The following is a 22,415-nucleotide window of genomic DNA, read 5'->3' as shown; positions in this document are numbered from 1 at the left end:
TCACACCCGCGCCTGCGCGGCGTACTCTCTTTTTCATGATCCCCTGCCGCCTGCATGGTAAACCGCCCTACACCGTGGCCGTTATCCACGGCGGACCCGGCGCGCCCGGCAGCGCCTATCTGTTGGCACGCGAGCTCTCCGCCACATACGGCGTGGCCGAGCCCATGCAGTCCAAATCGAGCCTGCTCGGCCCGGACGGCCAGGTGGAGGAGCTGCGCGGAATTCTGGAGCAGCACGCCACGTTGCCGGCGGTTCTGGTGGGGCACTCCTGGGGCGCCATGCTCGCGTGGTGCCTGGCCGCGCGGCACCCGGCCCATGTGAAGAAGCTCATCCTCGTGGGCAGCGGCCTGTTCGACGACGCCCTGGCCGGCACCATCATGGAAACGCGGATGCAGCGTCTCACCCCGGAACAACGCGCCGAACTCGACACCATCTTCCACGCCATGGACGCCGCCGGAACAGCGTCCGAACGCGACAATCTGATGGCCCGAGCCGCGCCGTACTTCATCGAAACCGACACCTTCGAGTCCAACATTCTGGACAGTCAGCGCGAAGGAACCCTGGCCTGTCAATACGATCTGCACACCGCCGTCTGGGCCGAAATGCGCGGGCTGCGCCGGAGCGGAAAGCTGCTCGACATGGGCCGCGCCATCCGCTGTCCGGTGATTGCCATCCACGGCGAGTACGATCCCCATCCGATTGCCGGCATCGAGGAGCCTTTGACGCGCATCCTGCCCGACTTCCGCTTCCACCTGCTGCCCCGCTGCGGCCACTACCCCTGGCTGGAAACCCACGCCCGCGACGAGTTCTTCGGGCTGCTGCGCTCCGAGATCGATTCCTGACGCCAACACCTGCCCCCGCGTCACACTTTTGCAATATCCGCACGTACTTCTTGCCAAAATTTACCGATCGACGTACGTATCGAGAACAATCGCATCTGTCTTACCGTCGCACCGCCCACCACTTCCGCACACGAGGAGGAAACGATCATGCGCCTTCTGATCTCGTCCCTGCTTGCCGGCCTGCTCTGCCTTGCCGTCGCCTTTCCCGCCGCGGCTATCGACCTCTCCAAAGACGTCGCAGGTTCCAAGGACATTCCGGGCCTGCCGCGCTACGAAGGCTCCATCATCATGGCCTACCAGCTCGGCGAGTTCGACGAGGCCGTCGTGCCCCTGGCCCCGTTCCAGGACGGCGACTGGTCCGACGCCGTCAAGCTCGAAGGCCGGGTCACGCGCATCCTCTACCTTGCTCCGCCGGACCGCAGCTCCCTGGAGGTAATCCGCAACTACGAGAACTCCCTGAAGGAGCTGGGCTACACGACCGTGTTCCAGTGCGGCGGGTTCGACGAGTGCGGCAAGGATGTGGACACCTTCTACAGCGCGGACCTGCACGGCGCGCAGTTTACCGAGACCCACACGGCCAAGAACGCCTTCTCCCAGATGTCCGTGAAGGACCCGCGCATCGTGGTGGCCAAGGGCATGCTGGACGGCAAGGAGTCGAATATCTTCATCTTCGCCGCCTATCAGGAGAACTACCACGAGCCCCAGGCCAGCGACCGCGTGGCCGTGTACGTGCAGGAGGTCCTGGCCAAACCCATGGAGAACAAGATGGTGGTGCTCAAGGCCGATGAGCTGGCCCAGGACATCGATGCCACGGGCAAGGCCGCCATCTACGGCATCTACTTCGACTACGACAAGGCGGACATCAAGCCGGAGTCCAAGCCGCAGCTGGAGCAGATGGCCGCCATGCTCAAATCCCGGCCCGAGCTGAACGTGCTCATCGTGGGCCACACGGACAACCAGGGCGGTCTGGACTACAACATGGGCCTGTCGCAGCGCCGCGCCGAAGCCGTGGCCGCCGCGCTGTCCAAGGACTTCGGCATCGACGGCTCCAGGCTCACGCCCAAGGGCGTGGCCTACCTCGCCCCCGTGGCCACCAACCGCACCGAGGAGGGCCGGGCCAAGAATCGCCGGGTGGAGCTGGTGGAGCGCTGATTCCCCGAGCGATCCGGCTGCCGGGTCATCGTGACGCTCTCGAAGTCGTTGTGATGGGACAACGCCGGCACGCTGACTGCTTGTGCTCCAGACCTTCTGTTGTCCATGTGGACGCTTGGTGCGTCTGCGTACAGGGATATAACGGCGCGTGCCTTTTCCGGTCCGCCACGTGGGTGTAAGTTGTTCACGTTAACCGGACGACGTGCGGGGGGCTTGCCTTTCCGCCTTAACTCCGGCATGCCGGTGCAGGCCCGCTCCCTGCTCCGGCGCCTGCCGCTGTGCTGCACAACGCCGCGGCCAACGCCGCCCAGTCTCTTCCCGGAGCCCGGCGGCTCAACCGATCACCCCAGACCCGAGACACCCGCATGGAAAACCCGCACGTGCTCATCGAGACCAGCCTTGGCGACATCCTCGCCGAGCTTTATCCGGACAAGGCTCCGGCCTCCGTGGCCAACTTCCTCCAGTACGTGGACGACGGCCACTACGATAACACCATCTTCCACCGCGTAGTCCGCAACTTCGTCATCCAGGGCGGCGGCTACACCTCCCTTCTGGAAAAGAAACCCAGGCGCGAGCCCATCCCCAACGAAGCGACCAACGGCCTCCAGAACACGGCCGGCACCCTGGCCATGGCCCGCGCCTTTGACAAGGACTCGGCCACCGACGAGTTCTTCATCAACGCCGCCGACAACCCGGACCTGGACCATGCCGGCGACGCCGACGACGAGTACGGCTACGCCGTGTTCGGCCAGGTCGTGGACGGCATGGATGTCGTCAAGAAAATCAACTGGAAAGTCGTCAAACCCCGTGACGGCTTCGATGACCTGCCCGTGGATACCGTGGATATCATCTCTGTAAGCCGGTACGAGTAGGAGAACGAGGGGCGCTGCCCCTCGCGCTCCCCGCCAGGTCTGGGGGAACAGTTGTTCCCCCGGCCGCCGGAGGCATATCAAAATTAAGAACGGGGGCGGAACACGTGTGTTCCGCCCCCGTTGCTATCCAAGTTCCTGGACAACTTATTTAGCTAATCACTGAATCCCAAATTTCTTTTTCGCCTCCCGCCGACGCTTGTGAAGAATCGGCTCGGTGTAGCCGTTGGGCTCGCCGCGACCTTTAAGCACGAGCTCCAGGGCGGCCTGGAAGGCCACGCTGTTTGCGAAATCGGCGGCCATGGGCTTGTAGGCCGGGTCGCCGGCGTTCTGTGCATCCACGACCTTGGCCATACGCTGCATGGTTTCCACGACGTCGTCCTTGTCGCAGATGCCGTGGTGCAGCCAATTGGCGATCTGCTGGCTGGAGATGCGCAGGGTGGCGCGGTCTTCCATGAGTCCCACGTCGTGGATATCCGGGACCTTGGAGCAGCCGATGCCCTGCTCGACCCAACGGGAGACGTAGCCCAGGATGGACTGCGCGTTGTTTTCCAGCTCTTCCTGCACCTCATGGGGTTTCGGATAAGACTTGACCAGAACGGGCAGGGTGAGGAGCTGGTCCAGGGTGGCGCGGCGTTTTCCGGCCAGCTCCTTTTGGCGCTCACGTACGTCTACCTGGTGGTAGTGCATGGCGTGCAGGGTAGCGGCCGTGGGCGAGGGCACCCAGGCGCAGTTGGCCCCGGCCTTTGGGTGGGCGATCTTGGTCTCGACCATCTCGCGCAGCTCGTCCGGCTTGGCCCACATCCCTTTGCCGATCTGCGCCGTGCCGGCGAACCCGGTTTCCAGGCCGATGTCCACGTTCCAGTCCTCGTAGGCAGTCATCCAGGCGGCGTTCTTCATGTCGCCCTTGCGCAGCACCGGCCCGGCCTCCATGTCGGTGTGGATCTCATCGCCGGTGCGGTCCAGGAAGCCGGTGTTGATGAAGATGATGCGGTCCTGGGCGGCGCGGATGCACGCCTTGAGGTTCACGGTGGTGCGGCGCTCCTCGTCCATCACGCCGATCTTCATGGTCCGCGGCGGCAGCTCCAGAGCCTGCTCCACGCGGCTGAAAAGCTCGCAGTTGAAAGCGACTTCGTCCGGACCGTGCATCTTGGGCTTGACGATGTAGATGCTGCCGGTGCGGGAGTTGTTGTAGCCGCCGGCCTCGGAGCGGTCGATCCGCGCGAACCAGCCCGAGGCCACGGCGTCCAGGAACGTCTCGGGCACGGGATTGCCGGCAGCGTCGAGCACTATATCGGTATCCATGTGCATGGCCGTGTTGCGGATAAGCAGCAGGCTCCGGCCGGAAAGGACGACGGCGGTGCCGTCCGGCGCGGTGTAGCGGCGGTCGCCGGCCAGGGTACGGGTGCGGGTCTTCCCGCCCTTTTCGAAGCGCGCTTCCAGATCGCCTTTGAACAGGCCCAGAATGTTGCGATAGGCCAGGGCCTTGTCGTGGGCGTCCACCACGGCCACGGAGTCCTCCAGGTCGAGGATGGTGGTCATGGCCGATTCGAGGATCACGTCGCGCACGCCGGCCGGATGATCCTTGCCCACGCGGTCCTCGCGGTCGATGGCAAGCTCCGCGTGCAGGCCGTGGTTCTGCAGCAGAATGGCGGAGGGTGCGTCTTCCTCCCCGCCGTAGCCCGCGAGCTGGTTCGGATCGCGCAGGCCGGTTTCGCGGCCGTCGCTTTCCACGCGCAGGGCCAGGGCGCCGCCCTCCTCGGCAAGGAAGTAACGCGTAGCTGTGCCGTGGCTGCCCTTGGCCAGGGGAAAAGCCTGATCCAGAAACGCGGCGGCCTGCTCCATGACGACCTTGCCACGCTGCGGGTTGTACGGCCCGGACTTCTCCAGCCCGGCGCTTTCCGGAATCACGTCGGAGCCGTAGAGCGCGTCGTACAGGCTGCCCCAGCGCGCGTTGGCGGCATTGAGCACGTAGCGCGCGTTGGTCACTGGCACCACGAGCTGCGGGCCGGCGATAAGGCTGATCTCGGGATCGACCCCGGACGTGGTGATGGAAAAGTCCCCGCCTTCCGGCAATACGTACCCGATATCGTACAGAAATTGCTTGTACGCTTCATGATCGTGGTGCGCGCCGCGGTGCTCCTTGTGGTAGGCGTCTATCCGCGCCTGGAGCCCGGACCGCTTGGCCAGCAGCTCGGCGTTGCGCGGCGCCATGTCCTTGGTGATTTCCTCAACCGCCGCCCAGAACCGTTCCGCGCCCAACCCGGCCGCAGCGGCCGAATCGTCCACGAACTGCTTGACCGGCGCGGCGATCTGCAATCCTCCGACCCGAACGTAATCCATCCGTACTCTCCTGTTCCTTTATGCTTCCTTATACGAATACGGCGCGGCGACCGCAGGGCGAGTGTCCCCGGGCGGCATGCTCACTCATCGCCGGGGTCCGGCTCACGCGTGCAGTACCCGGCGCCGCAGCCTTGCACGATGTCCGCCAGCACCTCGATGGGGTCCAGGAGCTCTCCGCAGACGTCGCAGACCACATAGCCGTCGTTCCGATAGACGGTTATGCGCTTGTGGCCGCACGGCTGCGCCTTCCCGGCGGAAGCCTTTCCGGCCCGGAACGGCAGCACCGTGCCTTTCCCTGTCCTCTCATTCCCCATACTCACTCAGCTCCATACGACGTTCGCGTTCCCGGAACGGACGCGCCGACACGACACCACATGCGCAGCCCTATCGAAAGGGCCATTTCTCGGCTTGCCGCCGCAGGGCCGATACCGTGCGGCCCGCACTCAGATGCGCTCCCCGCAGCGGGGGCACACCCGTTCCTCCGGCCGTTGCGTGTCCCGGCTCTCTCCGGCGTCCCGGCGCGTTTCCTCCGCTCGTTCGCACAGGCACGCCATGGGGTAAAGAAAGAGCAGGCAGCCGAGTAGAAAAAGGATGCCGCCCACGATGGTCAGCACGTCTCCGGAGCGCAGGCCGGCGATGATGAAAAAGATTGCAGAGCCCACGAACAGCCACCAGCCTGTCAGGTGACAGCGGTGCTCCGACCGTCTGTGTCCGGCGCAGAACTCCCGGATTCTTGACACGAGTTTCGAGTTCCACATCAGCACATCCTGACCCATCCTGCGACACAGCGCAAACCCTTCCGAGATTCACCCCTCGCGCATGATCGTTTCCAGGATGCGGCGGCGGTAGTCGAAGATGCGCCCCAGCAACCGGCAGATCATGAGCCGGTGTGCGGCGGAACCCAACGGGCCGAAGGGCAGGGCGTAATGCACGATGTCTTCCATGCGCACGCCGCCCTCCTCGGCGGTGAACCTGTGCTGGTGATGCCAGAGGCGATAGGGTCCCAGCCGCTGCTCGTCCACGAAAAAAAGCGGCTCGCCCGGTCGCACGTCTCCAGGCCCGCGCACCTGGGTTATCTCCGTGACCCACTGCCGGCGGATACGCGAAAGGCCCGGAAAAGGTGTGATGGTGTAGGTGACGATCTGGCCGGCGTACATGGGCTCCGGGTCGCACGTGACCACAAACCCCAGCCACGGCGGCGTGATCTGCGCCAGATTGCACGGATCGGAAAAGAAGCGCCACGTTTCGTCCAGGTCGGCGAACCTGCCGGTCAACGTCTGCGTACGGGCCAACTGGTGGAGCATGGCGCCTCGGCGTTTATTGGGCCAGCCGCATGGAGTGCACGCGCACCAGGTCGCCGCGGGCGTCGGTCTCACCCTCCACGATGACCTCCTTGCCCGCGAGCTCCTCAGGTGCGGGCACGCCGGTCCGGCCTTGCACCAGGCCCACGTCCGGCCGCATGGTGATGCGGCGGATGCGGCCGTCGGTGAAGACCACGGTGCAGGCCAGACTGCCGCCGGTCGCGTCGCAGTCCTGCACCTGGCCACGCAGCGTCACATACGGCCCCTCAGCCGGGGCTGGTTTGGCAGGAGGCGCAGGGGGCGATACCGGCGGAGGCATGGTCTGAGGGAGCTCCGGCAGCGGCTCTGCCGGAACCGGTATGGCCTGGCCGCCCAGATCGGAACGCGTCGCGGCCAGCAATGTCTCGTAGGCGTCGTATTGGGAAAGGCGCTGGTTGCGGGCGCGGTCCTGCACCCAGCGCACGTCGTTGCCCCGGCCGCCGCTCAGGTAGACGGCGTTGGGCCGCGCGTAGATCTCGGCGTTGCGGTCCTGGCACTCCAGCATCATCAGAATGTCCGGTACGCTGTCGCCGTTCACGTCGTCGAAACCGATGGTCGCAGGCCAGCACTCGGCAATGGGGATATAGGCGGCCATGGCCGGCCGTTCGAGCTCCTGCACCACAGGACCCTGCGGCGCCCTGGCCACGGCCAGGATGGTCTGGTCCAGATAAACGCCGCCGGGACGGACAACGCCCACCAGACACATGGGCCGCTCCAGCGCGCCGCCGGAAAATGTCTCGGCCAGCCCGGCCACCGCCGGCAACGGTCCGGCCGACCGGAGGCTCGGCAGGGTCCACTCGGTCATGCAGGCAGGGCCGGCCGGCGCGGCGTACGCCCCCTGGATGCGAATCTGCGCCGCGGCAGTGGAGGCCAGCAGCAGGCAGCCTGCCGCCGTCGCAACAAATAGTCGCCCGATCATAGCGTCCATCCTTGTGGTCGGTGTGCTGGGGACGAAAGCGCCTTCCCTGTTCGAAAGATGGCTGGCCGGCGTGAACTGCCGCCTGTTCCTACAGTACATGCTTTCTTGCGCCCATGGCAACGCGTCCCCTCAATCTCCCTGCCGGGCGGCTCTCGCGCCGCCCCCCTTTCCCTTGACGCGCAACACCGCGATCCGCATAGTATGGAAGAATACCCTTCGCCTCTTACCCAGGGAGGGCGCATGCGCTTCTTTTCTCCCGTTCTTCTTGCCGGAGTCATTCTGCTCGTTGCCGGATGGGCCGAGGCACAGGAGCCTGCGATGAATGCGACAACCGACAAGGACGGATCGGCCGAGGCGGTCTTCGCGGCCGGCTGCTTCTGGTGTGTGGAATCGGACTTCGAAAAGCTTGACGGCGTGAAGGAAGTCATCTCCGGCTATGCCGGCGGCACCGAGCCCGAACCCACCTACGAACAGGTCTCGTCCGGCGGCACCGGCTACCGGGAGTCCGTGCGCGTGCTCTACGATCCCAAGAAGATCAGCTACGCCGACCTCGTGGACTACTTCTGGCATCACGTGGACCCCACGGACCCGGACGGCTCGTTCGTGGATCGCGGCAAGCAGTACACCTCCGCCATCTTCTACAGCAACGAAGAGCAGAAGCGCATCGCCGAGGAATCCAAGAAGAACCTTGCGGCCTCCGGCGTGTTCGACAAGCCCATCGTCACGAAGATCCTGCCCCTGACCACGTTTTACGATGCGGAAACCTACCACCAGAACTACTACAAGACCCACTCCATCCGGTACCATCTCTACCGCTTCGGCTCCGGCCGCGACCGCTTCCTGGACGACGCCTGGGAAGGCCACGAGGTGGACACCACTCCGGATGACGGCGCAGCTTCCGGCGGCGCATCCAACGCCACCCAGAGCAATGCATCCGCCCAAAACGACACGACAACCACCTCACAAACAAATGATTGGGAGCACTTCGTGAAGCCATCCAACGACGAGCTCAAAGCCACGCTCACTGACATGCAGTACCGCGTAACCCAGAAGGACGGCACCGAGCCGCCCTACAACAACGAGTACTGGGACGAGAAACGCCCCGGCATTTACGTGGACATCGTCTCGGGCGAGCCGCTCTTCTCCTCCACGGACAAGTACAAGTCCGGCACGGGCTGGCCCAGCTTCACCAAGCCCCTGGCGCCGGAGAACATCGAGGAGCGCGAGGACCGCTCCCTGTTCACCACGCGCACCGAGGTCCGCTCCAAGCACGCCGACTCGCACCTGGGCCACGTCTTTGACGACGGGCCGCAGCCCACCGGTCTGCGCTACTGCATGAACTCGGCCGCGCTGCGCTTCATCCCCAAGGACAAGCTCGAAGAAGAAGGCTACGGCCAGTATCTGTCACTCTTCGAGTAGAATGCGGAGCCCGTGGCGCACGGTGGCTCCCAGGCGCCTTACGGGCAACGGCCTGCCGGCAGGATGACTCCACGCCTGGATCGCGCTGTCCTTCCAGCGCGGAGGCGGGCTTTTCAGCCGGCCCTGTTCCTGGTATCGAGAGCACCACCTGCGGCGCACGCGCCGCGGCCAATTCATCCTTCGAGGAACACGCCATGATAGTGATCTATGATTTCGAAAAGACCGTGGCCGAGGAGCGGGACCGCTACTTCATCGAAGCCGGCGGCAAGCGCATCCCCCTGAACATCGAGAAGGCGAACCTCTTCTTCTCCGCCGCCATCGAGAAGTACTCCACCTACAAGAACTACCAGGAAGCTCTGGAGACCGACGAGGCCGTGTACAACGAGCTCGTCGAGGCGCTCTCCGGCATGACCACCATCCCGGAGAACCCCTACCCGGACGTCACGGACAAGGAGTTCGTGCTGCTCTTCCTGCGCTTCCTCTTCAACATCAACCAGCGCTACACCAAACGCTTCCTCTGCGACGCCTACATCATCGGCGATTCGCCCGAGCACCATCACCACGACCACGACGACCTGGGCAAGCACAAACCCGGCGGTCATGGCCACGGCCACGGCGGCGGGTGCTGCCACTAATTTTTGAGCAGCTGGAACGCCTGAGGGACGCTGTCCCTCAGACCCCCTGCAAGGAGCCAATGGCCCCTTGACCCCTTTCTGGGGTCCTGGACCCGTAAAGGGTCCAGGGAGCTTAGCTCCCTGGCGGGGTGTCCGAGGGGCGGAGCCCCTCGATTACCAGCCCTTCGACCGCCGAGCCAACTTCAGACGACGGATCAGTAGCCGGCCAGCTCCAGCGCGATGAACAGCGCGACAAGGATGCCGGCGCAGGTGAGCGCCGCCTTCCAGCGGGACACGCCGAAGAGTTCGTCAAAGGTGATGTCGCCGAAGGGGATGATGCGCTCGGCCGTGCTCTGCCAGAACTTCTGGGAGATCACGTAGAGCCACGAGCCCAGAATGATGCCAGGCAGGCCGCCGATCAGGGCGTCCAGCGCGCCGTGGCCCATGGCTGCGGCCATGGTGCCCGGGCAGTAGCCCAGCAGTCCGAAGCCCACGCCGAAGATCAGCCCGCCGGGGATGGTGGCGCCAACCGAGCCGTGCGTTTTCTGGTACTCCACCCAGCCCAGCCGGCGCATGGCGAAGAACCCGGCCATGCCTACGATCACAGCCGAGCCCATGACCTTGAGCACGGTGAAGTCCCGGAGCAGCAGTTGGCCCAGGATGACCTCGTAACGGTCCACCCCGGCCCTATCCAGGAAAAAGCCGAAGCACACGCCCATCAGCAGCCCGAACACGAGCTGTACAGATTTGTTGCTGCGTATGGTCTGGAGCATCGCCGTCCACCTCACGGATAGATAAGGAAGGCGGTGATAACGCCGCCGATGAAGAAGCACGCCGCAGCCATCCAGCTGGAGACCACGAGCTGCAACGCGCCGCTGATGCCGTGGCCGCTGGTGCAACCGCCTGCCAGACGCGCGCCGAAACCGAGCAGCATGCCGCCGGCAAAGGACACCGCCAGCCGGTGGACAGCGCCAGGCCCGAAGGCCTGCTCCCACAGGGGCGGCAGCAGCATCCACTGGAAGCTCCCGGCAGCCAGCGAAGAAATCACCGCGCCCACGATGACGCCTGCAACCACCATCCACAGCCAGTCAACGCCCGGACCTGTATCGGAGTAGAACGTCCTGTTCCATACGCGGTCCTTGCCGCGGATGGCGGCCTCGATCATCCCGGCCGTCTGGGCATACGCACCAGATGCGCCGATGCCCGTGCCGGAGAGCAGGAACGTGAACCAGCAGATGACGCCGATGCCGGCTCCGCACAGATAGGGCGACCATCGCGCCGTGGTCCAAGCCGAGGCCGCCGGCTCTGTCTGGCCGTACGCAAGCGATGCAAGAGCTGCGAACACGCCCAGCGACAACGCCGCAGTCAGAGAGAGTTTCCATACGCGCATGCTTAGTCCCTCTCGATGGGGCAGCCGCGCTTCTGGCAGGCCATCATGGAGCCCAGGGAGTCTTCCACGGTTGTCCAGCCGTTCTGCTTGAGAATGGAGGCGGCGATGATCGCACGCGCTCCGGAACCGCAGAAGGTGGTGATCCGTCTGGACTTGTCCACATCCAGGTTGCCGGGCAGATCGCCCAGAAAGGCATGCACAGCACCGGGCAGGTGGCCGGCGTCCCACTCGTCGTCATCGCGCACGTCCACCAGCACGAAGTCGTCATCCTCCTCGATGCGCCGCACCAGCTCGTCGGCATGGATGGCCGGGATCGTGTCATAGGCGCGGCCGCTCTGCTCCCAGGCGGCCAGCCCGCCTTCCAGGAAGCAGACCACCTTCTCGTAGCCTATGCGCACCAGCCGGCGCACGGCCATGTCGATCTGGTCGTGGGTCTCGGCAACGAGCCCGATGGGCGTTCCGTATTCCAGGAAGAAACCGGCGTAGGCCGAGAGCATCTCCAGCGGGAAGGCGAAGCTGCCGGGGATGAACGCGCCGGCAAAGGCCTCCGGGCTGCGCAGGTCCACCACCTGGAGCCCCCGGGCCATGCGCGCCTCGAAAGCCTCGGGCGTGAACGGCGTAGGCCGCGGCAGCGGCAGCACCGCCGGCGGCGTACCCTCCTGGTTGTATGCTTCCATCTGCTTGAAGTACGGGGGAAGCGGATGCCGCTCCGCCACCTTGCGCGCAATGAACGCCTCGCGCGAACCCACGGTGAGCGCCTTGTTGTGCATGCGCTCATACCCCAGGGTGGAGAAGTCCCGCGGCGCCATGCCCTTGCCGCACACGGAGCCGGCCCCGTGCGCCGGGTAGAGGATGGTCTGGTCGCCCAGGGTCAGAATCTTGTTGAAAATGGAGTCGTACAGCAGGCCGGCCACCTCTTCCTTGCGATCCGGGAAGAAGTCGGTCCGTCCCACGTCGCCGATAAACAGGGCGTCGCCGGTGAACACGGCCAGCGGCGCGCTACCCGAGGTGGTGTCCCGCAGCACGAGGGAGATGGAGTCGAAGGTGTGGCCGGGCGTCTCCAGCACCATGAGCTCCAGCCCGCCGACGCGGAAGGTGTCGCCCTCCTCCACGGTCTCGCCGTAGGCGAACTTTGTGGCGCCGCTGTGGTGGATGGACGCGCCGGTCAGCCGGGCCAGCTCCCGCGAACCGATCACGTAGTCTTCGTTGCGGTGGGTTTCAAAAATACGGGTGATGGCGACGCCGTACTTCTCGGCGATCTCCAGGTAGATCTCGCAGTCGCGCCTGGGGTCGATGACCACGGCCTGGCCACCGTGGCCGACGACGTAGGAGAGATGGGCCAATCCAACGGATTTCACGGGCTCGACGAACATGCTCATGGAAATATGTCCTCCTGATATATCGGATGAAAATTTACGCGCAAAAAGGTCACAGTCTTTCCAGTTTCGGGGGAATTACCCATCACGTCAAGCGGGTTTCCGAAAAAAAGTGGCATTGTAGCCACCGGCCCGGCATCTGATTGCCGAGCCCTCCGCACCCTGCCGGACCTGCAACATTGCTGATGATCCCAGCCGCGCGGCAGGCCAACTTTCCGAGCCGATGTGCGATGCCTACCCGTTATTTTCCCTGACCCATCTTGCCTGATTGACCAAAATAGGGGACAATAAGCATTCTGTATAATAACGCATCGTTCAGGAGGCTTCATGCGTATCGTGCCGAGCTTGCTTCTTGCCGTGTTTCTGGTTCCGGCCGTGATCCTTGCCGAAGCGGCCGTTCCTGCCCTGGCCGCCAACGCCACGCGCCCCAACTCCGATGAGCTCTACCAGGTGGGCCATCTGCCGCCCACGGACTCCGAGCTCAAGGTCAAGGTGGGCGACATGGCCCCGGACTTCACCCTGCCCTCCATCCAGGGCGAGGACGTCACCCTGAGCGACTACCGCGGCAAGAAGAACGTGGTCCTTTCCTTTGTGCCGGCCGCCTTCACACCAGTCTGCTCGGACCAGTGGCCCGGCTACTGCCTGGCCGAGCCCCTGTTCAGAAAGCAGGATGCAATGCTTCTGGGCATCTCGGAGGACAACATCCCCTCGCTGTATGCCTGGACAAGCGAGATGCCCAACCTCTGGTTCCCGGTCCTCTCGGACTTCTGGCCCCACGGCGAAGTTGCCAAAAAGTACGGGATACTACGCTCCTCCGGCATGGCCGAGCGCGCTCTGTTCGTTATCGACAAGCAGGGAGTGATTCGGTACATCGAAATCCACGATATCAACACCCGGCCCGACCTCGGAAAGCTCATGAATGCTCTTGAGGAAGTGAACGCGCAACAGTAGCCGCGTACAGGCGGCGCATTGAGCACGCATCCGCTGTGGGCCGGGCAGACATGAAGGAGCCCGGTCCCCATGGCGTCCCAGAAACCGGCCTACCAACAGGCCGCCGCACGAATCCAACCCCCGGAAAGCGCCCTCTACGAGGCGGCGCGCCGCCATCTCGACAACCTGACCAAACCTCCGGGGAGCCTCGGCCGCCTGGAAGATCTCGCGGCGCAGCTCTACGCCGTGGGCGGCGGCAAGACGCCCATGGCCGTCGATCCCGCCCGCATCTACACCATCGCCGGCGACCACGGCGTGGCCTCGCCCGACGGTCCGGGCGTCAGCCCCTTTCCCCAGGACGTCACGCGGCAGATGGTCATGAACTTTCTGCAGGGCGGTGCCGGGGTCAACGCCATTGCCGGCAGCGTTGGCGCACAGCACCGGGTGGTGGACGCAGGCTGTCTGGGCGGACCGTTCCCCGAGCATCCCAACCTGATCCAGAGGAGGGTCGCCGACGGCACCGCCAACTTCCTGGAAGGCCCGGCCATGAGTCTGGAGCAGTGCGAGGCCGCGCTGGACCTGGGCGTCGAGCTGGCCAATGAGGCCGCTGCCGAAGGCGTGCGCACCCTGATGACCGGCGAGATGGGCATCGGCAACACCACGCCCTCCACGGCGCTGTATTGCGCCTACCACGGCCTGGACCCCGTGCGTATGACCGGCCCCGGCGCCGGCCTTGACGCCAACGGTGTCTCCCGCAAGGCCCAGGTCGTCCGCCAGGCACTGGAAAAGCACGCGGACGTCGTGGCCTCGCAGAACCCCGTAGCCATCCTCGCCGCCCTGGGCGGCTACGAGATCGCGGCCCTGGCCGGCCTGATCATCGGCGGCGCAGCCAACGGGCAGCTCACCGTGGTGGACGGCTTCATCTCCACGGCGGCGCTCTGCGCCGCAGCGCGCATCGCGCCGGATGTGCGCTTCTTCGTCATGGTGGCCCACGCCTCGGCCGAGCCCGGCCACCGCGGTGCCGTGGAATCCCTGGGGCTGGAGCCTCTGCTGCACCTGGGCATGCGCCTGGGCGAAGGCACCGGCGCCGCGCTGGCGCTGCCGCTCTACCGCGCCGCCGCCGCCGTGTTCGAGCAGATGGCCACATTCGACTCCGCCGGCGTAAGCCGCTCCTAGCATCGCATCGATTTTTCGGAACACGAGAAGGACAGGCGGGGGATTCCCCCGCCTGCTCCATCAACGGAACAACAGAAGACAGGATCGCGCCGGCCGGGCCGCCGCCGCATGAATGGTGCGGCTTTTACTCGCCCATGGGCCAGTGGGTCGTCAAAACGCCGCTGGCCAGCAGGTCCTCCTCGGACATGGGCTTGGCGTAGTAGAAGCCCTGCCCGAACTCGCAGCCCAGCTCGCGCAGCATATCCTGCTGTGCCACCGTCTCCACGCCTTCCGCCACCACCTCCAGCGACAGGCTGTGTGCCAGGGACACGATGGTCCGCGCGATCTCCAGGTTGTCGGAGCCGGCCTCCATCATGGAGACGAAGGAGCGGTCGATCTTGAGCATGTCCACCGGGAAGCGGTGGAGGTAGGAGAGGGACGAGTACCCGGTGCCGAAGTCGTCGATGGAGACCTGCAGGTCCAGGGACTTGAGCCGCTTGAGCAGCTCGATGGCCTGCTTGGCGTTCTCCATGACCACGCTTTCCGTGATCTCGAGCTTCAGATTCCTCGGCTTCAGGCCGGACACGATCAGCGCCCGCTTGACCACGTCGAAGAGGTCCTCCTGGGCGAACTGCTTGCCGGAGATGTTCACGGAGAGCATGAGCTCGATGTCGGTCTGGGCGTTGAGACGGGTTATGGCCCGGCACGACTCCTCCAGCACCCGCTGACCGATGGGCAGGATCAGCCCGGACTCCTCGGCCACGGGAATGAACTCCACCGGGGAGACGAGCCCGTGCGTGGGATGCTGCCAGCGGATGAGCGCCTCCACCCCGATGACCCGGCCCGAGGCGAAAGAGATGATGGGCTGGTAGTGGAGAATGAACTCCGAGCGCTTCAGGGCCTGCCGCATGTCCGTGACGAGCTGCATCAGCTTCCTGGCCTTGATGTGCATCTCGTAGTCGAACACCTCGAACCGCGCCTTGCCCAGCAGCTTTGCCCGGTGCAGGGCGGTGTCGGCGTCGCGCAGCACGTCTTCCGGCCTGTCGTAGCCGATGTCGCTGGTGGCGATGCCCAGGGACGACGTGGTCACGATCTCCTGCTCACCAAAAGCAAAGGGCTGGCGCACCACCTGGAGGATCTCGCGGGCCAGGGATTCGCCCATGGCGATATCTTCCACGCCCTGCAGCAGCACGGCGAACTCGTCGCCGCCCAACCTGCAGAGCAGGCCGCTCGACCCCACAAGGCTTTTGAGCCGGCCGGCCATGGCCACCAGCAGGCGGTCGCCAATGGTGTGGCCCAGGCTCTCGTTGATGATGTTGAAGCGGTCCAGGTCCAGAATGAGCACCACGAACTTCCAGCCCGGCTCGGTGCGCGCCCGGCGCACGGCCTCGCCCAGCGTGGACAACAGCATTACCCGGTTGGGCAGCCCGGTGAGGGCGTCGTGCCTCGCGTTGTAGAGCACCTGCTGCTCGGCGCGCTTTCGGTCGGTCACATCCACCAGCGAGATCACGTGCTCGTTTTCGTCCGGCAGGGCCGAAACCGTGAGCGTGGAGTAGCTCTGCATGGAACCGCCCGCGTCGCCCAGGCGGACCTCCAGGGTGCCGGCGTGCTCCTCGTTGGCCACCGAGAGCGCCACAAACTCGCGGGCCTCGGCGCGGTCCTCCGGGTGGATGACGTCGTAGAAGTTGACGAACTTCAGAGCCTGCTCGGTCAACCCGGTGATGCGCTGAAACTCCATGTTGGCCAACAGGATGGCCCCGTGCGCATCGGTGATGGCCTTGGCCGTGCCCGCACTTTCGAAAATGGTGCGATAGTGCTTTTCCGATTTCACCAGGTCGCGGATGGCGCGCTTGTACAGGATGACGCGGGCCAGGGTATTGGCCATCATGTTGAGAAACTCCATCTCCTTGGAGTCCGGGCTGTGCCCATCCTTAAGGTAGATGTCGATGACTCCGAGCAGCGACCCGGCGTATGCGATGGGGGCGCAGATGTGCCGGCGCTTACCGCCGTCCGGCCCCGGGTCGGTGGCGACGACTACGCCCTTGGCCGCCGCTTCTGCCGAGTAGGGGCAACTCGTGATCATGGGCCAGGGGCAATTGTCCAGGATATCCCCGGAGAGATTGCGGCTGCACGCCAGTCTCAGCTCACCGGTCTCGTCGCAGTCCACGAAGATGGCGCCGCGGTCCTCGAAGGAGAGTAGCGGAACGTCGAGGATCATGCCCAGCGACTGGTCCAGAAACTCGTCGAGCGTCACCTCGTCCAGCGAGATGCGCAACAGGTCATTGACCACGGACTGGATGTCGTAGTCACGGAGGAGCTCCGCCTCGGCCGCCCGCAGGTCTCTGGTGCGCTCCTCGACCATGGCCTCCAGGTTGTCGGCGTACTGGCGTATCTGCCGCTCCTGGTCGCGCAGGGTAAGGTGCGTGTCCACCCGCGCCAGAAGCTCCTTGGAGTCAAAGGGTTTGGTCACATAATCCACCCCGCCCGCCTCCAAGGCCCTGGTCTTGAACTCGGTATCGGACAAAGCGGAGAGGAAGATGACCGGAATGCCGCGAGTGACCTCGTTCTCCTTGAGCCGGCGGCACGTTTCCAGCCCGTCCATCATCGGCATCATGACGTCCAGAAGGATGAGGTCCGGCTGCAGGTCAGCCTTTTCCAAGGCCGACTGGCCACTCTGCGCTTCAAGGACGCTGTGGCCTGCCCGCTCCAGATAGGCGTGGAGTACACGAATATTGATGGGTTCGTCGTCGACGACGAGAATCGTATGGTTTGTGGAAGTATCTGCCTGGTCCATGCCGTCCATGATATCAACTCGGGGGGAAAATGTAATCGATCGTACAGCCTGCCTGTTCCACGCTCTTTGCCGACGTCGGGAACCGGCGCATCCGCGTCTTGGGGCTGATTCCATACGTAGCGGGCATTCCCGCACATTTCAGGGGGCCTGTGCGCACTGGCGCCTGGACATCCCCCAGCCTTTTTGCCAAGAAAGAACAACGCAAGCAACCACTATGGCACCTGCGGATACGTCATACGAAATTGAGGAGCCGAACCGAATGACCGACACAAGCGGCGTGGAAATCGCCAAACCATTCATCAAGGCAACCGTCAGCGTGCTGTCCACCATGGCGATGATCGAGCCCGAGCCGGGCCGGCCGTTTGTCAAAAAGGACAATACCGCTACCGGCGACATCTCGGCCATCATCGGCGTGACCGGCTCCAAGAATGGTTCCATCTCCGTATCCTTCACCAAGCGTTGCGCCATTGCCGTGGTCAAATCCATGCTCGGCGACGACATCGAGGATATCCTGCAGGACGCAAAGGACGCCGTGGGCGAAATAGCGAACATGATATCCGGCCAGGCGCGCGCCAGCCTTGCGGAAATGGGCCTCAACTTCGCCGGCTCCACCCCGTCGGTGGTCATGGGAGACAACCACACCATTACACATATTACGTCGAATCCCGTGGTTTCCATTCCGTTCAGCACCGCGTACGGTGAGTTCTACGTGGAGTTCGTCTTCGAGTGATGTGAATATCCGAACCGCATCATGCAGTTTCCGAGCAAATGCCCAATGCATGCAATCCGTCCGGAGATGTGTTATAGTACATCCCATGAAGACGCCGATCACCCGTCACGCCGGCGCAGAACGGATACTGGCATTCGGACATCGCCGCGCCTCGGCCTTGCGTGTTGCATTTACCCGGAAAAGCAACTACTGGTTTGCAACTTTATACGGAACGTCAACGCAAAGGAGCGTTTTCTGATATGCCCGCCAACACCAACATGCGTATTCTCGTCGTAGATGATTTCTCCACCATGCGCAGGATCATCAAGAACATCCTCCGCCAGCTCGGCTTCAACAACATCGAAGAAGCTGACGACGGCAGCACGGGATGGGAAATGCTCAACAAGGGTGGAATCGACTTCATCATCTCCGACTGGAACATGCCCCAGATGACCGGCATCGAATTCCTGCGCAAGGTCCGGGCCAGCGAGGAGTTCAGCGACTTGCCCTTCCTCATGGTCACGGCCGAGGCCCAGCAGGAGAACATCATCGAGGCGGTCCAGGCCAAAGTCTCCAACTACATCGTCAAGCCCTTCACCGCCGAGACGCTGAAGCAGAAAATCGACAAGATTTTCGAGTAGGCGACGTCTCTTTTGCGCCATGCGGCGCCGGACCATGGCGCTTGACGTTCCACGGGCCCGTGCACCCACGTGTTCCAGCGTGGCGCTTCAGCCTTTCGTCCAGGCCCGGATCTCCACCGCATCATTCCGCCGTTACTTTCGTGTGACGATTTTCTCCGCGCCGGATGTCGTTGGCCGCGGTCTTTTTTCCTGCGCGATGCGGTGCCCTGGTCTCGTGATTTTTTCTTAGCTTTGTCTGGAATTTTCTTGCGAACTCCCGATCACAAGCCTTCATCCCCCTCGTATCCCTTAACATTCTGTAACATTTGATACAACATTCTTGAATCATAGACTTTTCCCATCACACAAAAAGGGCCCATTCAAGCGAGCCCGGTCCCCGCGCGGGCTGCGCTATTGTCGAGTGAGTTTATCCGAAAATTCGCCTCGCAATTTCCCGTTTTTTACCCCGATTTCTTCCCCATGCTGCGGAAAACATTTTTTTGTCCAATCATTCCGACAAGAAGTTCTGTGACATTTTCCTTTCGAACACGAAGGATGCTGTACAAAAATTCATAGAAAATGTATCTACTGACCCTGAATCGAGGGAGTCTTTTTTTCTAAAGATTTACTAGATTCTGGTTCGATTTCATCAACGCTACAATCTGGTTGTGGACCGGCTGGAGCCCGCTCTCCGTGCCGCTTTTCCCGTAGCCCGGGACGTCTTCAAGCCGTCCAAGACCACTGCCCATTCAATGCAACACATCGCTTCTCTCAATGCCGTGCGCGCCATGCAGATCGCAACCCGATCCGAAGAGCTTCCGATCGTCCAGCCGGACACGCACGTGGTGCCCAGTGTGGCGCCGGGCTGGTGCAGCGTCCGCGGCTTCGAGCGTATGAGCCTTTCTGACTGGCCCGGGCACACCGTGTTTGTGCTCTTCATAGGCGGCTGCAACCTGCGCTGCCCCACGTGCCACAATGCGGATCTCGCCTGGAGGCACACCACTCTGCCGCGAATCAGACAGAGCGCCGTACATGAGCTCGTTGCGAAACGCAAGCGCTGGTACGACGGCATCGTGGTCTCCGGCGGCGAGCCCACATCCTACGCCGACCTGCCGCTTTTGCTGCGCGACCTCAAGTCCACGGGCCTGCCCGTGAAGGTGGACACCAACGGCATGCGGCCGGACATGGTCGAGATCCTCTTCCACGCGAACCTCGCCGACGCGTTCTTTGTGGACGTGAAGGGGCCGTTCGAGAAATACCCCCAGCTCACAGGCAACGGCGTCACCGCCGACCAGGCCGAGGCCAACATAAGCCGCGTGTTCAAGCTGGCGCGGACCGCGCCGGAACGCTTCCAGTTCCGCACCACCATGGTCCCGCTGCTGACTGACGACGATATCGCCACGGTGCGGCGTCTGCTGCCCGAAGGCTTCACTCTTACGACACAACAATACAGAGAACCTGCGAGGAGGACCCATGCCAAAACAGATCAGGAAACGTGACGGTTGCCTTGAGACCTGGTCAGCAGATCGCATAGCGCATGCTATCCTGAAAGCGCTGCAAGTCACTGGGATCAAGGACCCGATCCTTGCCAAGAGACTTGCGCTCAAGGTCGAGAAGAAGCTCCTCGGCGTCGACGTTCCTGAACAGGAGCTCGTCCAGGATACGGTCGAGCAGGTCCTCATGGAGTCCCGGCTCTTCGATGCGGCCAAGCGCTACATCATCTATCGCGAGCAGCGCCGTCAGATCCGCGAGCAGACCGCCGCGTATCTGGACATCTCCGAGACCATAGACAACTACCTGGACAAGGCCGACTGGCGCGTGAACGAGAACGCGAACATGAGCCACTCGTTCCAGGGTCTCATGCTCCACCTCTCGGGCACCATCCAGGCGCGCTATGCCCTGGAGAAGTATCCGGTGGAGGTGCGCGAGGCGCACAACCACGGCTACTTCCATATCCACGATCTCTCCTTCGGCCTGGCCGGCTACTGCGCCGGCTGGTCGCTGCGCGATCTCCTGCTCGAAGGCTTCAACCTGGACGGCCGCTCCTCGGCCGGACCGGCCAAGCACTTCGACGCCATCCTGGGCCAGATGGTCAACTTCCTCGGCACGCTCCAGAACGAGTGGGCCGGTGCCCAGGCCTTCAACAACGTGGACACCTACCTCGCGCCCTTCATCCGCAAGGACGGCCTGTCCTACGATCAGGTCCGCCAGGCCATGCAGAAGTTCGTGTTCAACCTGAACACCACCTCGCGCTGGGGCGGGCAGTCGCCGTTCACCAACCTCTCCTTCGACCTCGTGCCGCCCAAGCACATTGCCAGCGAAGGCGCGATCATCGGCGGCGAGATCACGGACACGACGTACGGCGAGTACCCGGAGGAGATGGAGATGATCAACCGCGCCTTCCTCGAAGTCATGAGCGAGGGCGACTATCACGACCGCATCTTCTCCTTCCCCATCCCCACGTACAACATCACCAAGGACTTCCCCTGGGACAGCGATATCGGTGAGAACCTCTTGAAGCTCACCGCCAAGTACGGCGCGCCGTACTTCCAGAACTTCATCAACTCCGACCTCTCGCCCGAGGACGTGCGCTCCATGTGCTGCCGCCTGCAGATGGACCTGCGCGAGCTCAGGAAGAAGACCGGCGGCCTGTTCGGCGCCGGCGACCTCACCGGCTCCATCGGCGTGGTCACGCTCAACCTGCCCAAGCTCGCCTACCTCTCCCAGGGTGAAGAGGACTTCCTGGACCAGATCACCGAATACGCCCAGATGGCGCGCGACGCCCTGGAGTTCAAACGCAAGCTCATCAACGACAACCTTGAGCGCGGCATGTTCCCCTGGACGCGGCGCTACCTGAAGAACGGCTACAAGGGCCACTTCTCCACCATTGGTCTGGTGGGCGGCCACGAGGCGTGCCTCAACCTGTTGGGCAAGGGCATCGAGACCGAGGCCGGCATACGGCTCATGCAGCGCGCCCTGCATCACCTGCGCGACCTCACCAGCCGCTTCCAGGAGGAGACCGGCAACCTCTACAACCTGGAGGCCACCCCGGCCGAGGGCACCAGCTACCGCCTGGCCAAGATCGACAAGAACCTCTACTCCGGCATCGCCGCTTCGGGCAACGGCACGCCCTACTACACCAACTCCACGGCCCTGCCCGTAGGCTACACCGAGGACGTGCTCTTCGCCCTGGAACACCAGGACAAGCTCCAGCCCCTGTACACAGGCGGCAGCGTGTTCCACACCTTCCTGGGCGAGGCAGTGCCGGACACCAATGCGCTGAAGAGCTTCATCATCAAGGCCTTCAGCCAGACCAAGCTGCCGTACCTCTCCATCACGCCTACCTTCAGCGTGTGCAAGGAGCACGGCTACGTCTTTGGCGAGCACTTCGAATGCCCCACATGCGGCGAGACCACCGAGGTCTACACCCGCATCGTGGGCTACTACCGCCCGGTCTCCCAGTGGAACAAGGGCAAGCAGGCCGAATATAGCGATCGCATAGTCTTCGAGGAAATTACGCCGGGGATGTGCGGCTGTTGATCCGCTGCAACGCAGGGATCACTCCATAGACCAACCCCCCGGTCCTCCAAAGGGGGGCCGGGGGGTTTTTCAAGGATAAGGAGATTCGTATGGTAACGGCGTGTTAACGCCGAAACAATATGCAAAGACAAAGGCCTCCAGTCGTAACAACACGAGCAGGAGGCCCTTGGCACCAGAAGCTGGTGCAACTATGTACTTGGCAGTTCATAGTTATACTCCCACCACTCTTTGTGTCAACGCCTGCTCGTGTAAACATAGGAGGTAATTCCTATGTCCAGACAAAGCTGGAACGGCGTCATAAACGGGCGTCGCGTCAGATTTGTGGCTTGGTTCCGCCATTGGCGGAGCGGACGCATCATTCGAGCTAAGGACTACGGAAAGAAGGCATTCATCTTCTATCTGT

General features: G+C 63.4%; 20 protein-coding genes. 11 read left to right on the top strand and 9 right to left on the bottom strand.

Going from position 1 to position 22,415, the window contains the following annotated elements; all coding sequences use genetic code 11:
- The first annotated feature begins 35 nt into the window (after window positions 1-35).
- The 3 genes from E8L03_RS16185 to E8L03_RS16175 all read left to right on the top strand — a co-directional run bounded on the left by E8L03_RS16185 (window position 36) and on the right by E8L03_RS16175 (window position 2,866).
- Window positions 36-842 carry an alpha/beta fold hydrolase gene (locus tag E8L03_RS16185; RefSeq protein ID WP_171267920.1) on the top strand — a complete coding sequence of 269 codons (807 nt, stop codon included), beginning with the start codon at window positions 36-38 and terminating at the stop codon, window positions 840-842.
- Window positions 843-989: 147 nt separating this feature from the next.
- Window positions 990-1,994, top strand: coding sequence for an OmpA family protein (locus E8L03_RS16180; RefSeq protein WP_171267919.1), 1,005 nt, complete (start codon window positions 990-992; stop codon window positions 1,992-1,994).
- Window positions 1,995-2,359: 365 nt separating this feature from the next.
- Entirely contained in the window at window positions 2,360-2,866 is a 507-nt protein-coding gene (locus E8L03_RS16175; RefSeq protein WP_144306365.1) for a peptidylprolyl isomerase, read from the top strand.
- Between the two features lie 156 nt (window positions 2,867-3,022).
- On the opposite strand, the gene E8L03_RS16170 is transcribed toward E8L03_RS16175, so the two are convergent.
- The 5 genes from E8L03_RS16170 to E8L03_RS16150 form a co-directional block, all read right to left on the bottom strand.
- Entirely contained in the window at window positions 3,023-5,206 is a 2,184-nt protein-coding gene (locus E8L03_RS16170; protein ID WP_171267918.1) for a malate synthase G, read from the bottom strand.
- Between the two features lie 80 nt (window positions 5,207-5,286).
- The gene (locus E8L03_RS16165) at window positions 5,287-5,520 is read right to left on the bottom strand and encodes a hypothetical protein (protein ID WP_171267917.1); all 234 of its coding nucleotides are present in this window, start codon (window positions 5,518-5,520) and stop codon (window positions 5,287-5,289) included.
- 129 nt (window positions 5,521-5,649) lie between these two features.
- Window positions 5,650-5,964: a hypothetical protein gene (locus E8L03_RS16160; protein ID WP_144306316.1), complete on the bottom strand. Its 315-nt coding sequence runs from the start codon at window positions 5,962-5,964 to the stop codon at window positions 5,650-5,652.
- Between the two features lie 48 nt (window positions 5,965-6,012).
- Entirely contained in the window at window positions 6,013-6,510 is a 498-nt protein-coding gene (locus tag E8L03_RS16155; protein WP_171267916.1) for an SRPBCC family protein, read from the bottom strand.
- 13 nt (window positions 6,511-6,523) lie between these two features.
- Window positions 6,524-7,465 carry a hypothetical protein gene (locus tag E8L03_RS16150; RefSeq protein ID WP_171267915.1) on the bottom strand — a complete coding sequence of 314 codons (942 nt, stop codon included), beginning with the start codon at window positions 7,463-7,465 and terminating at the stop codon, window positions 6,524-6,526.
- 240 nt (window positions 7,466-7,705) lie between these two features.
- Between E8L03_RS16150 and msrB the strand changes: the two genes are divergently transcribed.
- Both msrB and E8L03_RS16140 read left to right on the top strand, forming a co-directional pair.
- On the top strand, window positions 7,706-8,884 hold the full coding sequence (gene msrB / locus E8L03_RS16145) for a peptide-methionine (R)-S-oxide reductase MsrB (protein WP_171267914.1): 1,179 nt from the start codon (window positions 7,706-7,708) through the stop codon (window positions 8,882-8,884).
- 194 nt (window positions 8,885-9,078) lie between these two features.
- Entirely contained in the window at window positions 9,079-9,519 is a 441-nt protein-coding gene (locus tag E8L03_RS16140; RefSeq protein WP_144306312.1) for a hypothetical protein, read from the top strand.
- 194 nt (window positions 9,520-9,713) lie between these two features.
- On the opposite strand, the gene E8L03_RS16135 is transcribed toward E8L03_RS16140, so the two are convergent.
- Genes E8L03_RS16135 through E8L03_RS16125 form a run of 3 tightly spaced genes read right to left on the bottom strand, consistent with a single transcriptional unit; the run spans window position 9,714 to window position 12,267 of the window.
- Complete coding sequence (locus E8L03_RS16135) at window positions 9,714-10,271, bottom strand: YeeE/YedE thiosulfate transporter family protein (RefSeq protein ID WP_144306311.1); 558 nt, start codon at window positions 10,269-10,271, stop codon at window positions 9,714-9,716.
- Between the two features lie 11 nt (window positions 10,272-10,282).
- On the bottom strand, window positions 10,283-10,888 hold the full coding sequence (locus tag E8L03_RS16130; protein ID WP_171267913.1) for a YeeE/YedE thiosulfate transporter family protein: 606 nt from the start codon (window positions 10,886-10,888) through the stop codon (window positions 10,283-10,285).
- Between the two features lie 2 nt (window positions 10,889-10,890).
- Window positions 10,891-12,267, bottom strand: a complete 1,377-nt coding sequence (locus E8L03_RS16125; RefSeq protein WP_216367910.1) for an MBL fold metallo-hydrolase — start codon at window positions 12,265-12,267, stop codon at window positions 10,891-10,893.
- A 324-nt stretch (window positions 12,268-12,591) separates the two neighbouring features.
- Between E8L03_RS16125 and E8L03_RS16120 the strand changes: the two genes are divergently transcribed.
- Entirely contained in the window at window positions 12,592-13,215 is a 624-nt protein-coding gene (locus E8L03_RS16120; RefSeq protein WP_171267912.1) for a peroxiredoxin, read from the top strand.
- Window positions 13,216-13,284: 69 nt separating this feature from the next.
- Window positions 13,285-14,370, top strand: a complete 1,086-nt coding sequence (gene cobT / locus E8L03_RS16115) for a nicotinate-nucleotide--dimethylbenzimidazole phosphoribosyltransferase (protein ID WP_144306308.1) — start codon at window positions 13,285-13,287, stop codon at window positions 14,368-14,370.
- Between the two features lie 124 nt (window positions 14,371-14,494).
- Here cobT and E8L03_RS16110 read toward each other — a convergent pair whose 3' ends face one another.
- Entirely contained in the window at window positions 14,495-17,152 is a 2,658-nt protein-coding gene (locus E8L03_RS16110; protein ID WP_171267911.1) for an EAL domain-containing protein, read from the bottom strand.
- A gap of 250 nt (window positions 17,153-17,402) precedes the next feature.
- Between E8L03_RS16110 and E8L03_RS16105 the strand changes: the two genes are divergently transcribed.
- The 4 genes from E8L03_RS16105 to E8L03_RS16090 all read left to right on the top strand — a co-directional run bounded on the left by E8L03_RS16105 (window position 17,403) and on the right by E8L03_RS16090 (window position 22,012).
- Window positions 17,403-17,873: a chemotaxis protein CheX gene (locus E8L03_RS16105; protein WP_144306306.1), complete on the top strand. Its 471-nt coding sequence runs from the start codon at window positions 17,403-17,405 to the stop codon at window positions 17,871-17,873.
- Between the two features lie 239 nt (window positions 17,874-18,112).
- Window positions 18,113-18,493, top strand: coding sequence for a chemotaxis response regulator CheY (locus E8L03_RS16100; RefSeq protein WP_144306305.1), 381 nt, complete (start codon window positions 18,113-18,115; stop codon window positions 18,491-18,493).
- A gap of 767 nt (window positions 18,494-19,260) precedes the next feature.
- Window positions 19,261-19,971, top strand: a complete 711-nt coding sequence (locus E8L03_RS16095) for an anaerobic ribonucleoside-triphosphate reductase activating protein (protein WP_171268513.1) — start codon at window positions 19,261-19,263, stop codon at window positions 19,969-19,971.
- Window positions 19,946-22,012 (top strand): ribonucleoside triphosphate reductase, encoded by a 2,067-nt coding sequence (locus E8L03_RS16090; RefSeq protein WP_171267910.1) that lies wholly within the window; start codon window positions 19,946-19,948, stop codon window positions 22,010-22,012. Before E8L03_RS16095 ends, E8L03_RS16090 begins: the two co-directional genes overlap by 26 nt.
- Window positions 22,013-22,415: the final 403 nt, after the last annotated feature.

It is taken from the genome of Oceanidesulfovibrio marinus (genome assembly GCF_013085545.1).
Taxonomy (GTDB): Bacteria; Desulfobacterota; Desulfovibrionia; order Desulfovibrionales; family Desulfovibrionaceae; genus Oceanidesulfovibrio; species Oceanidesulfovibrio marinus.
Note: the sequence above shows the minus strand (reverse complement) of the source record. Positions and strands in the feature narration are given on the sequence as shown.